The sequence below is a fragment of the Burkholderia sp. AU31624 genome (assembly GCF_020420065.1).
Taxonomy (GTDB): domain Bacteria; phylum Pseudomonadota; class Gammaproteobacteria; order Burkholderiales; family Burkholderiaceae; genus Burkholderia.
Genome location: NZ_JAIZRT010000003.1, coordinates 913,726 through 927,731 on the forward strand (window position 1 = coordinate 913,726; position 14,006 = coordinate 927,731).

Sequence of the window (14,006 nt, forward strand, 5' to 3'; positions counted from 1 at the left end):
CCGCCATCTTTCGACGGCGGGCGTTGTGCGGTTTTCGCCACAATGCGGCATCGCACGATGCCGCACGGGCCTCAACCCATCTTCGAGAAGGCGCTGCACCAGCCCTTCGCCGACACCTGCTTGCCGGGGAAGGCGCCGCACGGGCCCGAGGCCGAGCCCTTCTTGCCCTGGTACAGCATACAGGCCGCGCAATCCTGGCCTGCCGCGTATTTCGGGTACTTCGTCTTGTCGACCTTCGTCGCATCGGCCTTGTAGCCGAGTGCCGTCGCGGTCGGGTCGCTTTCCGCGAGCATCGGCGCATCGGCCAGCGCTTCACGCGACAGCGCCAGCGCGGACACGGCACCAATGCTCGTAATCAGGAAACTCCGACGGGATGTTTTCATGGGGGACTCGCTCCAACGTTATCGGTTTGAAAGCTGTTCTGGCGACAGCCGTTCGACAGAATAACGCTCATGCGAATAAATGTGCGCGCCGAAATTCCAGAGATAAGGGATTTCACACAGGCGCCACACACGCCGATACGCACCCGCCACCCACCCGTCACACCGTCACACACGCGCCGCGTCAGCGGTAAGCCGTCATGTCGCCCACCCGCTGCGCGAGCGCGAGCGACGCGGTGAGCCCCGGCGACTCGATGCCGAACAGGTTCACGAGCCCGCGCACGCCATGTTGCGCGGCGCCCTGCACGATGAAATCGGCCGGCGGCTCGCCGGGGCCCGCGAGCTTGGGCCGGATGCCCGCATACGCCGGCTGCAGCGCGCCATCCGGCAGGCCCGGCCAGAACGCGCGGATCGACGCGTAGAACGCGGTCGCGCGCGCCGGATCGACTTCATAGCGCAGCGCATCGATCCATTCGACGTCGGGGCCGAAGCGCGCCTGCCCGCCGAGGTCGAGCGTCAGGTGCACGCCGAGCCCCGCGCGGTCGGGCATCGGGTAGATCAGGTGGGAAAACGGTGCGCGCCCCGACAGGCTGAAGTAGTTGCCGCGCGCGAGATAGAGCGGCGGCACCCAGCGCGGGTCGAGGCCGCGCGTGCGGCGCGCCAGCGCCTGCGCGCCGAGGCCCGCGCTGTTGATCACGCAGGCGGCCTCGATCTCGGTCGGCGCGTCGCCGCCCGTGCGCACGACGAAGCGCCCGCCGCGCAGCACGTCGATCGATTCGACCGGGGATTTCAGCGCGCACACGGCGCCTCCGCGCTCCGCGTCGCCGAGCAACGCGAGCATCAGCTGGTGGCTGTCGACGATGCCGGTGGACGGCGAGAACAGCGCCTCGACGCATTCGAGCGCGGGCTCGAGCGTCTGCGCCTCGGCGCGCGTGAGCGGCATCAGGTCGAGCACGCCGTTTTCGGTCGCGCGTGCGGCGATCGCCCTCAACTGCTTCACCTGCGCGGCGCTCGTGGCGACGAGCAGCTTGCCGGCGCGCCGGTGCGGCACATGATGGGTCTCGCAGAATTCGTACAGCAGGTCGCGCCCGTGCACGCACGACGTCGCCTTCAGCGACCCGCGCGGATAGTAGAGCCCCGCGTGGATCACTTCGCTGTTGCGCGAACTCGTACCGGTGCCGATCGCATCGGCGCCCTCGAGCACGAGCGTTTCACGCCCGCGCGCGGCCAGTTCACGCGCAATCGCCAGACCGACGACGCCCGCGCCGATCACGACACAATCCATCTGCTCCATGACGTTTCGCGCCGCTAGCGCGTCGAGGGGAGAGAAGGGAATTGTACGTCCCGGTTCATCCGCTTGCCGAAGGTCGTGCAGCGTCTCGCGACGCCGCCGTGCATGACGCGCCGTGCATGACGCGCCGCGCACGGCGCGACGCGCGGCACTACGCGGCGCGCACGCCGCCAGGGCCGGGGCCGTGCGCGCGCCGCGCGTTCAGAAGCCGATCGGCCGGCGCTTCGCCGCGCCTTCGTCGGCCCGGATGTCGCGCGGCCCGATCGCGTCGCGCCCGTCGAGCCGTGCGGCGCCGAACGCGTGCAGCAGCGCGCGGCGCATCGTGCGCGGCGGGGTCGCGGCCAGCACGTCGAGCGCGTCGTCGCCGAGGGTGTCCGGGAAGCGCCGCCCCCACGCGTGCGACGTGCGGATCTCGTCGTAGATCGTCTGCGCGATCCGGCGCGCGCCGGCCGCATCGGGCGGCTCGATCTCGTACACGTTCATCCGGTTGAGCAGCGGCTCCGGAATCGCGTGCGCCTCGTTCGCGGTCGCGATCCAGATCACGTTGCCCGCATCGATCGGCACTTCCGCGAATTCGTCGATGAATGCGCGCGCGGTGTCGTGCTCGAGCAACGCATACAGCGCGCCGAGCGGATCGTATTGCGCATCGCTGCCGGCCTTGTCGATCTCGTCGACCGCGATCACCGGGTTCGCGTAGCTGCCGTTCACCAGTGCATCGAACACCTTGCCGGGCTTCGCGTTCTTCCATTGCGACGACGCACCCGACAGGATCCAGCCGGCCGTCAGCGAACTCATCGGCACGTAGTGGTACGCGGTGCCGAGGAGTTGCGCGAGCGCCTTCGCGAAGTGCGTCTTGCCGATGCCCGGGGGCCCGAGCAGCAGGATCGGCATCAGTTCGAGCCGGTCCTCCGTTTCGAGGCACAGCGCGACCTGCTTGCGCACGTCTTCGAGCGGCTCGGCGAAATTGGGCAATGCCTCGCCGAGCGCGTCGAACGACGGCATCCGGTTCGGCTTCACGCAGAAGCGCAGATTGCCCGTCTTGAGCATCCTCTCGTAGGTGGCGCGCAGTGCGTCGCTCGCGCTCTCGTTCAGGTCGCTCAGCGCCGTCTCGACCTGCTCGAGGTCGTACACCGTGCTGAAGGATGCCACCGCCAGTTCCTGTTTCACCATCGCCGTCGTCATACCAACCTCGCTGCCGCGTGCCGTCACATGACCATCAGACCCTTACGATTTCAGTGTAGCGATCCCGCATCCCCGCGCAAGCAAGCAGCCGCGCGAGTCTGCTGCTAACACCCGCGCGCACTGCACGCCGGCGCGCCGCGGCGTATGATCGTCGGTTCACCCACCCGCCGCACCGGCCTGGCCGACCGCGCCCGCACGGCGCGTCGGACTCCGTCCCGAAGGTATGCCGATGTCCGTCCCCACTGCTGTCCCGCGCGTCGATGCCGATGCGATCGACGCCGTCGACGCGGCGCTCACGTCGCGCCGTGCGGTCCGCGCGTTCCTGCCGACGCCGGTGCCGCGCGACACGCTCGAGGCGATCCTCGAAGCCGCGAGCCGCGCGCCGTCGGGCACCAACATCCAGCCGTGGCGCGTGTACGTCGCGACGGGCGCCACGCGCGATGCGCTCGCCGCCGCGCTCACCGCGGCCCACGACGATCCCGCGCGCGACGAGAAGTACGTCGCCGAGTACGACTACTACCCGCGCGAGTGGGTGTCGCCGTATATCGACCGGCGCCGCAAGGTCGGCTGGGACCTGTACGGGCTGTTGAACATCGGCCGCGACGAGAAGGCGCGCATGCATGCGCAGCACGCCCGCAACTTCCGCTTCTTCGATGCGCCGGTCGCGCTGTTCTTCACGCTTGACCGCGTGATGACCTACGGTGCCTGGCTCGACTGCGGGATGTTCCTGCAGGGCGTGATGACGGCCGCGCGCGCACGCGGGCTCGATACCTGCCCGCAGGCCGCGTTCGTGCCGTTTCACCGGATCATTACCGAACACCTCGGCATTCCCGCCAACGAACAGCTGGTGTGCGGGATGTCGCTCGGCCATGCGGATCCCGACGCGATCGAGAACCGCCTCGTCACCGAGCGCGCGCCCGTTGCCGAGTTCACGCGCTTTTTCGCTTGAAAACGCATGACGCGGCCTTACCTTTCGAACAGGAACGCATCGTGCGGCGAACCTGCGGCGACGCGTCCCGTCACATCGCGACCGAAATCGATCGGGCGTAAGATGTGCGTCCGTTCCCCGCTATTCCGCGTTTCCGGAGACGTTTCATGCTGAAACACGGCCTGGCCGTCCTGCTCGCGAGCGTCGCGCTCGCCGCCCATGCGCAGAGCCCCGCACCGGCCTCCGTCGCATGGGAGATCCAGGTGGTACGCGACGGTCAGACCATCGACACGTTCCAGCAGCGCACCACCGTGGGTCAGACCCGTACCGATACCCATCGCTATCCGTCCGCCGTGCCGGTCGGCTGCGGCAATGCCGCGCGCGTCGTGCCGACCGAGCGTTCGCGCACGGTGACGGTCGCGCCGCTCACCGTCGATGCCGGCGCGAACACGGTGTCGCTCGCGCTCGACGTGCAGGAAACGATCGACAACGAAGGCGCGAAGCCGGCCGATCCGTGCGTGCCCGCGTCGCCGCGGCAAATCGTCGCGAGTCACCCCGGCCTGACAGTCGGCGCCGATGCGTGGACCGACTGGACGCTCGTCGAGCAACATCCGCACCTCGTGTACCGAGTGCGTGCGCACGTCGCGAAGGATTGAGCGTCATGTCCGCCGACGCCCTGTCCCTGCCGTTCGCCGAACCGCACGCCGCACCCGACGAAATCACCGCGGTGAGCTGGAACCTGCACAAGGGCCGCTCGCCGCTCGGCTTTACCGCGTGGAACGCGATGCGCAACTGGATGCAGTCGACGCACGCCGACGTGTATTTCCTGCAGGAAGCGATGGCGCGCCGCATGCCGCGCCCCGTGCTCGCGCCCGGCTTCGGCGCACCGATGGACGACTCGGTCGACGACATCTGGCACTGCCAGGCCACCGAGATCGCACATGCGCTCGACTGGCAGATCGCGCTCGGGCCGAACGTGTTCAAGCCGTCGTGGCGGCACGGCAACGCCATCCTGTCACCGCATCCGCTCGACCTCGGCGGCCGCTGGGACATCTCCGCGCACCGCTTCGAGCGGCGCGGGTTGCTGGTCGCGCGCGCGACGCTCGCGGGCGCCCGGCCGGTCACGCTGCTGTGCGCGCACCTCGCGCTCACGCGCGCGGCACGGTTGCGCCAGATGCACTGGATCGCGCACTGGATCGTGCGCAACGCAGGCGACGGCCCGCTGATGCTCGCCGGCGACTTCAACGACTGGCGCAACGATTCGGTCGCGCTGTTCGGCGAGATCGGGTTGTCCGAGGTCGCGACGCTGCTCGGCGAATCGGGCCGCACGTTCCCCGCGTTCTCGCCGGCGCTCGCGCTCGACAAGATGTTCGTGCGCGGGCTGACGCCGCTCGAATGGCGCGCGCCGTCCGGCGAAGCCGCGTGGCTGTCGGACCACCTGCCGTACATCGCGCGCCTGCGCCTCGATCCGCAATAGCGCTCCGACCTCGGCCCGCTCAAGGCTGAAAAACTGAAAGGCGATTGAAATAATTCGTTGCGCCAAATCCGCGCGGCCACGGGGGTCAAGCCCGCGATCCGCGTCAACAGGGTAAAATAACGAGTTCCTCAATCGTCTGTCATCGAGAAGGCGCGTGTCCGACGCGCCGGCCGGCCGATCCGTGATCGGGCCGTCGCACTCGGTTTTTTTGCCCGTTTTTGGGCCCGTTACTCGCGTTCGCTACGCGCGTCCGTTTTCAAAGCCATGAGCAAATACGACACCGCCACCGTCCAATCCGTCCATCACTGGACCGACACGCTGTTCAGCTTCACCTGCACCCGTGAGGCGAGCCTGCGCTTCAACAACGGCGAATTCACGATGGTCGGCCTCGAGGTCGACGGCAAGCCCCTCGCGCGCGCCTACTCGATCGTCAGCCCGAACTACGAAGAGCATCTCGAATTCTTCAGCATCAAGGTGCAGAACGGCCCGCTGACGTCGCGCCTGCAGCACCTGAAGGTGGGCGACACGGTGCTGATCGGCAAGAAGCCGACGGGCACGCTGGTCGCCGACAACCTGCTGCCGGGCAAGACGCTGTGGATGCTGTCGACGGGCACGGGCCTCGCGCCGTTCATGTCGATCATCCGCGATCCGGACATCTACGACCGCTTCGACAAGGTGATCCTGACGCACACGTGCCGCCTGAAGGGCGAGCTCGCGTACATGGACTACATCAAGCACGACCTGCCGGGCCACGAGTACCTGGGCGACATCATCAAGGAAAAGCTCGTCTACTACCCGACGGTCACGCGCGAAGCGTTCGACAACGAAGGCCGGATCACCGACCTGATCGCGACGGGCAAGCTGTTCACGGATCTCGACGTCCCGCCGTTCTCGCCGGAAAACGACCGCGTGATGCTGTGCGGCAGCACCGCGATGCTGAAGGACACGACCGAGCTGCTGAAGCAGGCCGGCCTCGTCGAAGGCAAGAACAGCGCACCGGGCCACTACGTGATCGAGCGCGCGTTCGTCGACTGATCGATCCCCAAATTTGCGCATCATCAAAAACCGGAGCAAAAGCTCCGGTTTTTTTTCGTCCCCACTTGGCGAATTCGTAACAAATTGGGATCATCTCATCTCAAATAGTTACATTTGGATACGTCATCGTCCGGTGCTCGGGTGTCAGTGTTTTTCCTACAACACCTTCATTCCGATTATTCACATTTACCCTTAAATGTCCGCCTGACATGACCTTTTCAGAAATTTTGAGATATTATTCGCCGCGCGTGGTTGCCGTTCGGATGAGAGTGGAAGGGTCGGATGCAAGTGTTACAAGACGTAACTTTTGTTACCTCGGCAGGGGGCGATTCTCTGGCGGCGACCGTCATCGAAACGGCAGCCGATCCACGCAGCCAGCCGGTGTCTGAACCGCTTTCTGACAGCAGGGAGAGTCATGGATACGTCGCTTAACGCGCCTTTGGGCGCCCACGCCCCGTTCCCGTCGCAACAGCGCGTGCCGGGCTGCGTCGCGACTCCGCCCATTGCCGACGCCGCGCCGAAACGTGGCGCCTCCGCCGCGCGGATCGCAGCGCTGTCTGCCCAGTTGCTCGCCGCCGACGAAGCGGCCCGCCGCCATCTGGCCGGCGAGCTGCACGACGGGCTCGGTGCCGAACTCACCGCTGCGCGTTTCGCGCTCGCAAACGTTCAAACGTGGCTGCCGGCCGATGCGCCGGAGGGTTGCCTGCGCGCGCTGGCGCTGGCGCAGCAGGCGCTCGACGCCGCGACCGACGCGAATCGCCGGCTGATCGACGAGCGCGGCACGCCGGCGCTCGACGCTGGCCTGGTCGGCGCGCTGTCGTCGTGGGCCGACACTCATGCGGCCCGCACGGGCCTGCGCACCAGCTTCGTCTGTGCGGCCGACGCGCGCCTGACGCAGCTCGCCGGCGCCGGCGCGCTCGCGGTGTTCCGCGTCGCGCAGGAAGCGTTGTCGAACGTCGCGAAGCACGCACGCGCGACGTCGGTCGACGTGCGCATCGCCACCGACGGCACGCACCTGTCACTGATTGTCTCCGACGATGGGACCGGTTTCTCGCGTAGCCGCCGCACCGGCTACGGCCTGGCCGGCATGCGCGCCCGCTGCGAGGCGTTCGGCGGCAGCTTCGAGACGGCCACGCCGGCCACCGGCCACGGCACGCGCGTCACCGCGCGCTTCGCTTGGGATTCGCTGCTCGCGGTGCCTGTCGCGGCCCGCCGCGCGTCGCTTTCGTGAGGTAGCCATGAGCCTGAACATCCTGCTCGTGGACGATCACGCGATCGTCCGGCAAGGGATCCGCCAGTTGCTGATCGACCGTGGCGTCGCGCGCGACGTCACCGAGGCCGAAACCGGCGGCGACGCGATGGCCGCCGTCGACAAACAGGAATTCGACGTGATCCTGCTCGACATCTCGCTGCCGGACACGAACGGCATCGAGGTGCTCAAGCGCCTCAAGCGCAAGCTGTCGCGCACGCCGGTGCTGATGTTCTCGATGTATCGCGAGGATCAGTACGCGGTGCGCGCGCTGAAGGCCGGCGCGGCCGGCTACCTGTCGAAGACGGTCAACGCCGCGCAGATGATCGGCGCGATCCAGCAGGTCGCGGCCGGCCGCAAGTACGTGAGCCCCGCGATGGCCGAGGCGCTCGCCGAATACGTGTCGTTCGAGAACGAACCGCTGCCGCACGAGAAACTGTCCGACCGCGAATACCAGACGCTCTGCATGCTCGCATCGGGCAAGCGGCTCACCGACATCGCGAACACGCTGTCGCTGTCCGTGAAGACGGTGAGCGTGTACCGCTCGCGGCTGCTCGAGAAGATGCGGCTGTCGAACAACGCGGAGCTCACGTTCTACGTGATGAGCAACCGGCTCGTCGACATGGCGCCCACGGCCGGCGCCTGATTCCCCCACGTTTCACCCGATTGGTCCGGGCCAGCGACGCGGCACCTGCCGCGTCGCCGCCCGCTGTCGCCCGCCTGAAGCGCAAGCGCTTGTTTTATCGGACGATTTTGTGACACAGCGCTGCGCTGCAGCGGGTCTTGCGCGCCAAATCGGCTAAAATTACGGGTTTTCACTCAGTCAGCGCTACCGCGCCCGCGCGCGCTGGCGATTCATCCGCAATGTCTCTCTTCCGCAAGAAAAACGTCGATCGCATGATCGCCGGCGCGCATGCCGCCGGGCTCAAGAAAGCGCTCGGCGCGATCGACCTCACCTTCCTCGGCATCGGCGCGATCATCGGCACCGGCATCTTCGTGCTGACCGGTACCGGCGCCGTGCAGGCCGGCCCCGCCCTGATGCTGTCGTTCGTGATCGCCGCGATCGCGTGCGGCCTCGCCGCGCTGTCGTACGCGGAATTCGCGTCCACCATTCCCGTCGCCGGCTCGATCTACACGTATTCGTACGCCACGCTCGGCGAGCTCGTCGCGTGGATCATCGGCTGGGACCTGATGCTCGAATACGGCCTCGCGTCGTCGGCCGTGTCGGTCGGCTGGTCGGGCTACCTGCAGTCGCTGCTGCAGGGCTTCGGGCTCACGCTGCCCACCGTGCTGACGGCCGCGCCGGGTGCGGTGCCGGGCGTCGTCACGTGGTTCAACCTGCCCGCGTTCCTCGTGATGATCGTGATCACGACGCTGCTGTCGATCGGCATCCGCGAGTCGACCCGCATCAACAACATCATGGTGTTCATCAAGGTGTCGGTCGTGCTGCTCGTGATCGCGGTCGGCGTGTTCCACGTGACGCCCGCGAACTGGAAGCCGTTCATGCCGCACGGCTGGAACGGCGTGTTCGGCGCGGCGGCCGTGATGTTCTTCGCGTTCATCGGCTTCGACGCGGTGTCGTCGGCGGCCGAGGAAGTGAAGAACCCGAAACGTGACCTGCCGATCGGCATCATCGCGTCGCTCGCGGTGTGCGCGGTGCTGTACGTGACGGTCGCCGCGGTCGCGACCGGCATCGTGCCGTCGGCCCAGTACGCGAACATCTCGCACCCGATCTCGTACGCGCTGCAGAAGGCCGGCGAGACGTGGGTGGCAGGCTTCATCGATCTCGGCGCCGTGCTCGGCATGCTGACCGTGATCCTCGTGATGAGCTACGGCCAGACACGCGTGATCTTCGCGATGTCGCGCGACGGGCTGCTGCCGGCAGCGCTGTCGCGCGTGCACCCGCGCTACGCGACGCCGTTCCTGACGACCTGGCTCGTCGGCCTGTTCTTCGGGCTGATCGCCGCGCTCGTGCCGCTCAACGTGCTCGCCGAGCTGATCAACATCGGCACGCTCGCCGCGTTCTCGATGGTGTCGATCGCCGTGCTCGTGCTGCGCCGCACGCACCCCGACCTGCCGCGTGCGTTCCGCTGCCCCGGCGTGCCGGTGGTGCCGATCCTCGCGGTCGCGTCGTGCCTGTTCCTGATGCTGAACCTGCAGCCCGTCACGTGGGCCGCGTTCGGCATCTGGCTCGTGATCGGCCTCGTGATCTACTTCCTGTATTCGCGCCACCACTCGAAGCTCGCGCACGGTCGCCACGACGCGCACTGAGCGACGTATCGGCGCGCGCAGGCCGCGCGTCGCGACGAACACCGCGCGGGCCCATCACTGGTGCCCCGCGCGTTCCCGAACCGGCCGCGGCGCCGCTCCCCCGATCGACCGCTGTCCGATCGTCGCAATATCTTGCCCGATTCTCCGGATTTGCCCGCACGAGCCAGCGCGCCGCCTGCACGTGCGCGCCGCGCGGTTCATAATCGCGCCATCGAACGGCGGCCCGCATCGGCGGTGTCGCCCGGCAACAGGAAGAAGATGATGGAAAGCGTCGATCTCGATGTATTGAAATCCAGCGCGCGATGGCTCGAAGAAGGGCGCCGCGTGCTGCTCGTGACGGTCGTGAAGACGTGGGGCTCGTCGCCCCGCCCCGAAGGCGCGATGCTCGCGGTGCGCGAGGACGGGCTCGTGGTCGGCTCCGTGTCCGGCGGGTGTATCGAGGACGACCTGATCACCCGGGTGCACGCAAGCGGGATCGCGGCCGACGCGCGCCCGGAAGCGCTCAAGTACGGCGTGACGGCCGAGGAAGCGCACCGTTTCGGGCTGCCGTGCGGCGGCACGATCCAGCTCGTGCTCGAGCCGCTCACGCGCGACAGCGGGATTGCCGCGCTGTGCGCGGAAGTCGAGGCCGGCCGCCTCGTCACGCGCACGATGACGCTCGCGACCGGCCGCGCATCGCTGTCGCCGGCGCAGGCAGCCGACGGGCTCGCGTTCGACGGCGAGCGGCTCGTGACGATCCACGGGCCGCGCTACCGGATGCTCGTGATCGGCGCCGGCCAGTTGTCGCGCTATCTGTGCCAGATCGCGGTCGGGCTCGACTACCAGGTGACGGTGTGCGATCCGCGCGAGGAATACACGGATGCGTGGGACGTGCCGGGTACGCGCGTCGTGCACACGATGCCCGACGATACGGTGCTCGACATGAACCTCGATGCGCGTTCGGCGGTGATCGCGCTCACGCACGACCCGAAGCTCGACGATCTCGCGCTGATGGAGGCGCTGAAGACGCCCGCGTTCTACGTGGGCGCGCTCGGCTCGCGGCGCAACAATGCGGCACGGCGCGAGCGGCTGCGCGAATTCGACCTGAACGAAGCGGAACTGGCCCGGCTGCACGGGCCGGCCGGCATCTACATCGGCAGCCGGACGCCGCCGGAAATCGCGATCTCGATCCTCGCCGAGATTACCGCCGCGAAGAACAACGTGTCGCTGCCGACGATCCTGCAGGTCGAGGGCGCGAAGGCCGCGCGCGAGATCGCGGCGAACAGCGGCGCGGCCTGCGGCCTCTGATCGCTGGCGACGCCGGCGCGCGGTCGCGCCGGGCAGGCGTCCGCGACGGGCGAAGCGGGCGAAGCGGGCGAAGCGGACGAAGCGAACGAAGCGAACGAAATCGACGAATGCGCACGCGCCGGCGCCAGGCCGGCGCGTGCCGCCGATCAGGTCAGGCCGGCGGCCAGCGCCGCGGCGACCGAACCGACCACCAGCACGACGCCGACCGTGCGGCGCTTGTTCAGCTCGGTCCACAGCAGCACGCCGGTCAGCGACAGCAGGATCAGCGAGCCCGCGATCGTGTCCATCAGCAGCACCCAGCCGAGATTCATCCCGACGCCGCGATGCAGGTTGTTCAGCGTCGTCAGGAACGTGTTGCCGGTGCGTTTCACCGCGACGTAGCCGTTGCCGACCCAGTATTCGGCCTGCACGTTCTGGTGCGGGCCGAACAGGCCCATCTGCCAGTGCTCCGGCTGCATCACGCGCTTGTCGCCCCACGCGACGGGCTGCGCCGGCTCCTTGCGCATGCGGCCCGGCTTGCCGTCGAAATGCAGTTCGTGCTGCAGCCACTTCGTCATCGCGGCGGGCGTCTTCGGCGCCGGATCCGGCAGCGCGATCTGCATCTCCTCGACCTGCGGCTCGCCGGTCGAAATCTTCAGCGGCGGCGCGCGGTGGTTGAGCAGCACGCCCGTCACGCCGAACAGCAGCCCGAGCACCGCGCCCCACAGCCCGACCCAGCCATGCACCTTGCGCAACCACTTGATGAAGGTCGCGCGGCGCGAACGCTGGCGGCGCGCGGCCAGTTCGTCGTCGCTCAGCGGGCGGGCCGCCGGGTGCAGCACGGTGACGCCGGCGCGGGAAGTCCCCGTCTTGGACGGATTGATCGTTTCGGGCGCGTTCACGCGAGTGATTCCATTCGTTCAAAACAACGGGCGGCGCGCAAAGCGTGCGCGCCGCCCGGGCAGTATGAAAATGAGAATGGATATCATTACACAAATCTATTGCATGCTCAATCCGCCCGGATACGGAGCGGCAAGCTCGTCGAGCGAGGAAATGCGGGCGAAGCGCGAGCGTTGCAGCACGATGCCGATCGATAGGCGAAAAATACCGACAGAATGACCTTGCAAGGTCAAGGCGGCATTTCGTAAGAAATCGCGCGGCGCAGCGCCGTTCAGCGCAACGGCGGCAGCGGAAAGCGCGATGCGGCGGCGTCCGGCGCGGGTTCGGTACGGTCGAGCGAGTACAGCCACGCGAGCAGATCCGCGACCGCCTGGTAGAGCTGCGGCGGAATCCGGTCGTCGAGATCGACCTGCATCAGCAGCGACACCATCTCCGGCGCCGTATGCACGTATAGCCCGGCATCATGCGCGCGCGCAACGATCATCTCGGCGAGCGCGCCGTAGCCCTTTGCGACCACGCGCGGCGCGGCATCGCCGCCCTGCGGATCGTAGACGAGCGCGGCCGCGCGCTTGCGGGACGTCATGCTCATGACAGCACCTCGTCGTCGGTATCCGGCGCACGCGTCGCCGGGCCGCTGGCCAGGATCGACGTCGACGCCGAACCGCGTGCATACGCGGCGGCCGCCGCCTGGGCCGCAAACAGGTCGAAGCCGTCCGCGCCGTCGTCGACCGCGCGGATCGACAGCCCGCCCACCTTGAGCCCCGACACTTCGAGCCGCTGCCGCAGCGCCGCCTCGTGCCGCGTGAGCCGGTCGGCACCCGTCTGGTTCGCCCGCAGCCGCGCGACGAGCTGCGTGCCGTTCAGCACCAGCTCCGCGTCGACCGTGCCGAGCGACGGCAACGTCAGCGTGAGGCGCGTGCGCCACGCGATGCCGTCTCCCGTGTCGCCGTCGCCGTGCGGCGCACGGTTGCCCGGATCGTCGGGCTCGATCGTCCAGTCGAGCCGCGCGCCGGGCCACGCCTCGCCCGCCCAGCGGAACTGGTCGGTCGCGAGCGCGTCGAGCTGCTGCCTGACGAGCGGCACGGCGGCCGGATGCACGGTCGCGAGCGTCTGCGCCTGCGAATCGGACGACGCGGTGGCCAGCTCGGCCCGCGCGGGCGTCCAGCGCGCATCGGGCCGGTCGCCGAGCAGATCGGCCGTATCGTGCGGCAGCGGCGCCCCTTGCCGCGCGCCTGCCGGCAACGCCTGTGCGGGATCCCGCGCCGGCGCACCGCCCTGGGCCGGCGCGCCCGGCTGCGCGGCGGCGCGCGCGGACGCAGGCAATGGCGGGCGCTGCGCGAGCAGCTCGTCGAGCGGATCGGTCGAGCCATGCTGGGCGGCATCCGGATCGGCCGGCGCGAGCGCGGCCGCGAGGCGCGCCTGCGGCTCGCGCATCAGCGCCGCGAGCGGACGCTGGCCGGCCAGCCACTGCGCGAGATGAGATTCGTAGAAAAGGCCGCTTTCGCTCACGGCCTGCGCGAGCGCCGCGCGCAGCGCCGCGACCGGCAACGTCGCAGCCGCGTCGCGCACCGCCGCAGCCGACGACGCAGCGGCTGAAGCCGGCGTGGAGGCCGCAGCCGGATCGGCGGCGGCTGGCGCGCGGGCCGGCGCAGCCGTATCGGTCAGCAGCACGGTGGGGTCAGCCAGCAGCGGCGCGCGCCCGACAACGGCCGGGGTCGCGTCGCCGCCCGCGCGCGAGATCGCGTCGAGCACGCGCCCGACATCGGACAGGGCGGTCTGGGTGGAAGCCGGCGGCGCGGCAGGCGGACTGCCGGCCGAAGGCGTGGACGACGCGCCGTTGCCCGGCGTGCCGACCTGCGAGGTCGCGCCGCCGCTGGCGGGTGCCGACACGGTGCCGGTCAGCAGGCTGTCGAGGCGGCTCGCCAGCAGGGCCGCCGCAACGGAGTCGATACCGGTCATGATCGGAGCCTGCTTATCTCAGCCACATCGTTGCGAATCCGGTAACGGCACGCCGGTGCCGTCCGCGG

General features: G+C 68.7%; 15 protein-coding genes. 8 read left to right on the top strand and 7 right to left on the bottom strand.

The genetic code is table 11. The features are described 5' to 3' along the window. Nucleotides 1-71 precede the first annotated feature (71 nt). From LGM89_RS14515 to LGM89_RS14525, 3 genes are all read right to left on the bottom strand, one after another. Complete coding sequence (locus LGM89_RS14515; RefSeq protein WP_039354792.1) at nucleotides 72-383, bottom strand: high-potential iron-sulfur protein; 312 nt, start codon at nucleotides 381-383, stop codon at nucleotides 72-74. 181 nt (nucleotides 384-564) lie between these two features. Further along, nucleotides 565-1,674: an NAD(P)/FAD-dependent oxidoreductase gene (locus LGM89_RS14520; RefSeq protein WP_226208023.1), complete on the bottom strand. Its 1,110-nt coding sequence runs from the start codon at nucleotides 1,672-1,674 to the stop codon at nucleotides 565-567. A 198-nt stretch (nucleotides 1,675-1,872) separates the two neighbouring features. Next, on the bottom strand, nucleotides 1,873-2,853 hold the full coding sequence (locus tag LGM89_RS14525) for an AAA family ATPase (RefSeq protein ID WP_089426539.1): 981 nt from the start codon (nucleotides 2,851-2,853) through the stop codon (nucleotides 1,873-1,875). Nucleotides 2,854-3,082: 229 nt separating this feature from the next. Here LGM89_RS14525 and LGM89_RS14530 point away from each other — a divergent pair, with 229 nt between their 5' ends. From LGM89_RS14530 to LGM89_RS14565, 8 genes are all read left to right on the top strand, one after another. Continuing rightward, entirely contained in the window at nucleotides 3,083-3,802 is a 720-nt protein-coding gene (locus tag LGM89_RS14530) for a nitroreductase (protein ID WP_124582052.1), read from the top strand. Nucleotides 3,803-3,948: 146 nt separating this feature from the next. After that, nucleotides 3,949-4,437, top strand: a complete 489-nt coding sequence (locus LGM89_RS14535) for a hypothetical protein (protein ID WP_226273286.1) — start codon at nucleotides 3,949-3,951, stop codon at nucleotides 4,435-4,437. A 5-nt stretch (nucleotides 4,438-4,442) separates the two neighbouring features. Then, nucleotides 4,443-5,258, top strand: coding sequence for an endonuclease/exonuclease/phosphatase family protein (locus LGM89_RS14540; protein ID WP_089495811.1), 816 nt, complete (start codon nucleotides 4,443-4,445; stop codon nucleotides 5,256-5,258). Nucleotides 5,259-5,522: 264 nt separating this feature from the next. After that, nucleotides 5,523-6,293: a ferredoxin--NADP reductase gene (locus LGM89_RS14545; RefSeq protein ID WP_089426542.1), complete on the top strand. Its 771-nt coding sequence runs from the start codon at nucleotides 5,523-5,525 to the stop codon at nucleotides 6,291-6,293. Between the two features lie 415 nt (nucleotides 6,294-6,708). Beyond that, entirely contained in the window at nucleotides 6,709-7,524 is an 816-nt protein-coding gene (gene rqpS, locus LGM89_RS14550; RefSeq protein ID WP_226208026.1) for a quorum system sensor histidine kinase RqpS, read from the top strand. Nucleotides 7,525-7,531: 7 nt separating this feature from the next. Next, nucleotides 7,532-8,188 carry a response regulator transcription factor RqpR gene (gene rqpR, locus LGM89_RS14555; RefSeq protein WP_059232953.1) on the top strand — a complete coding sequence of 219 codons (657 nt, stop codon included), beginning with the start codon at nucleotides 7,532-7,534 and terminating at the stop codon, nucleotides 8,186-8,188. 218 nt (nucleotides 8,189-8,406) lie between these two features. Then, nucleotides 8,407-9,813 (top strand): amino acid permease, encoded by a 1,407-nt coding sequence (locus tag LGM89_RS14560; RefSeq protein WP_226208027.1) that lies wholly within the window; start codon nucleotides 8,407-8,409, stop codon nucleotides 9,811-9,813. 261 nt (nucleotides 9,814-10,074) lie between these two features. Beyond that, entirely contained in the window at nucleotides 10,075-11,100 is a 1,026-nt protein-coding gene (locus LGM89_RS14565) for an XdhC family protein (protein WP_089495815.1), read from the top strand. A 146-nt stretch (nucleotides 11,101-11,246) separates the two neighbouring features. On the opposite strand, the gene LGM89_RS14570 is transcribed toward LGM89_RS14565, so the two are convergent. The 4 genes from LGM89_RS14570 to LGM89_RS14580 form a co-directional block, all read right to left on the bottom strand. Further along, nucleotides 11,247-11,981 (bottom strand): PepSY-associated TM helix domain-containing protein, encoded by a 735-nt coding sequence (locus LGM89_RS14570; protein ID WP_089495816.1) that lies wholly within the window; start codon nucleotides 11,979-11,981, stop codon nucleotides 11,247-11,249. A gap of 96 nt (nucleotides 11,982-12,077) precedes the next feature. Continuing rightward, nucleotides 12,078-12,212 carry a hypothetical protein gene (locus tag LGM89_RS37175; RefSeq protein WP_256990017.1) on the bottom strand — a complete coding sequence of 45 codons (135 nt, stop codon included), beginning with the start codon at nucleotides 12,210-12,212 and terminating at the stop codon, nucleotides 12,078-12,080. Between the two features lie 38 nt (nucleotides 12,213-12,250). Further along, a complete protein-coding gene (locus tag LGM89_RS14575; protein ID WP_089495817.1) occupies nucleotides 12,251-12,568 on the bottom strand; it encodes an EscU/YscU/HrcU family type III secretion system export apparatus switch protein in 318 nt (105 codons plus the stop codon). Next, nucleotides 12,565-13,938 (bottom strand): flagellar hook-length control protein FliK, encoded by a 1,374-nt coding sequence (locus LGM89_RS14580; protein ID WP_226273287.1) that lies wholly within the window; start codon nucleotides 13,936-13,938, stop codon nucleotides 12,565-12,567. The genes LGM89_RS14575 and LGM89_RS14580 overlap by 4 nt, the downstream gene beginning before the upstream one ends. Nucleotides 13,939-14,006 lie beyond the last annotated feature (68 nt).

Coding starts and splice junctions, on each gene's coding strand:
- LGM89_RS14515 (WP_039354792.1), bottom strand. CDS start 383: ATGAAAACATCCCGTCGGAGTTTCCTGATTACGAGCATTGGTGCCGTG.
- LGM89_RS14520 (WP_226208023.1), bottom strand. CDS start 1,674: ATGGAGCAGATGGATTGTGTCGTGATCGGCGCGGGCGTCGTCGGTCTG.
- LGM89_RS14525 (WP_089426539.1), bottom strand. CDS start 2,853: ATGACGACGGCGATGGTGAAACAGGAACTGGCGGTGGCATCCTTCAGC.
- LGM89_RS14530 (WP_124582052.1), top strand. CDS start 3,083: ATGTCCGTCCCCACTGCTGTCCCGCGCGTCGATGCCGATGCGATCGAC.
- LGM89_RS14535 (WP_226273286.1), top strand. CDS start 3,949: ATGCTGAAACACGGCCTGGCCGTCCTGCTCGCGAGCGTCGCGCTCGCC.
- LGM89_RS14540 (WP_089495811.1), top strand. CDS start 4,443: ATGTCCGCCGACGCCCTGTCCCTGCCGTTCGCCGAACCGCACGCCGCA.
- LGM89_RS14545 (WP_089426542.1), top strand. CDS start 5,523: ATGAGCAAATACGACACCGCCACCGTCCAATCCGTCCATCACTGGACC.
- rqpS (WP_226208026.1), top strand. CDS start 6,709: ATGGATACGTCGCTTAACGCGCCTTTGGGCGCCCACGCCCCGTTCCCG.
- rqpR (WP_059232953.1), top strand. CDS start 7,532: ATGAGCCTGAACATCCTGCTCGTGGACGATCACGCGATCGTCCGGCAA.
- LGM89_RS14560 (WP_226208027.1), top strand. CDS start 8,407: ATGTCTCTCTTCCGCAAGAAAAACGTCGATCGCATGATCGCCGGCGCG.
- LGM89_RS14565 (WP_089495815.1), top strand. CDS start 10,075: ATGGAAAGCGTCGATCTCGATGTATTGAAATCCAGCGCGCGATGGCTC.
- LGM89_RS14575 (WP_089495817.1), bottom strand. CDS start 12,568: ATGAGCATGACGTCCCGCAAGCGCGCGGCCGCGCTCGTCTACGATCCG.
- LGM89_RS14580 (WP_226273287.1), bottom strand. CDS start 13,938: ATGACCGGTATCGACTCCGTTGCGGCGGCCCTGCTGGCGAGCCGCCTC.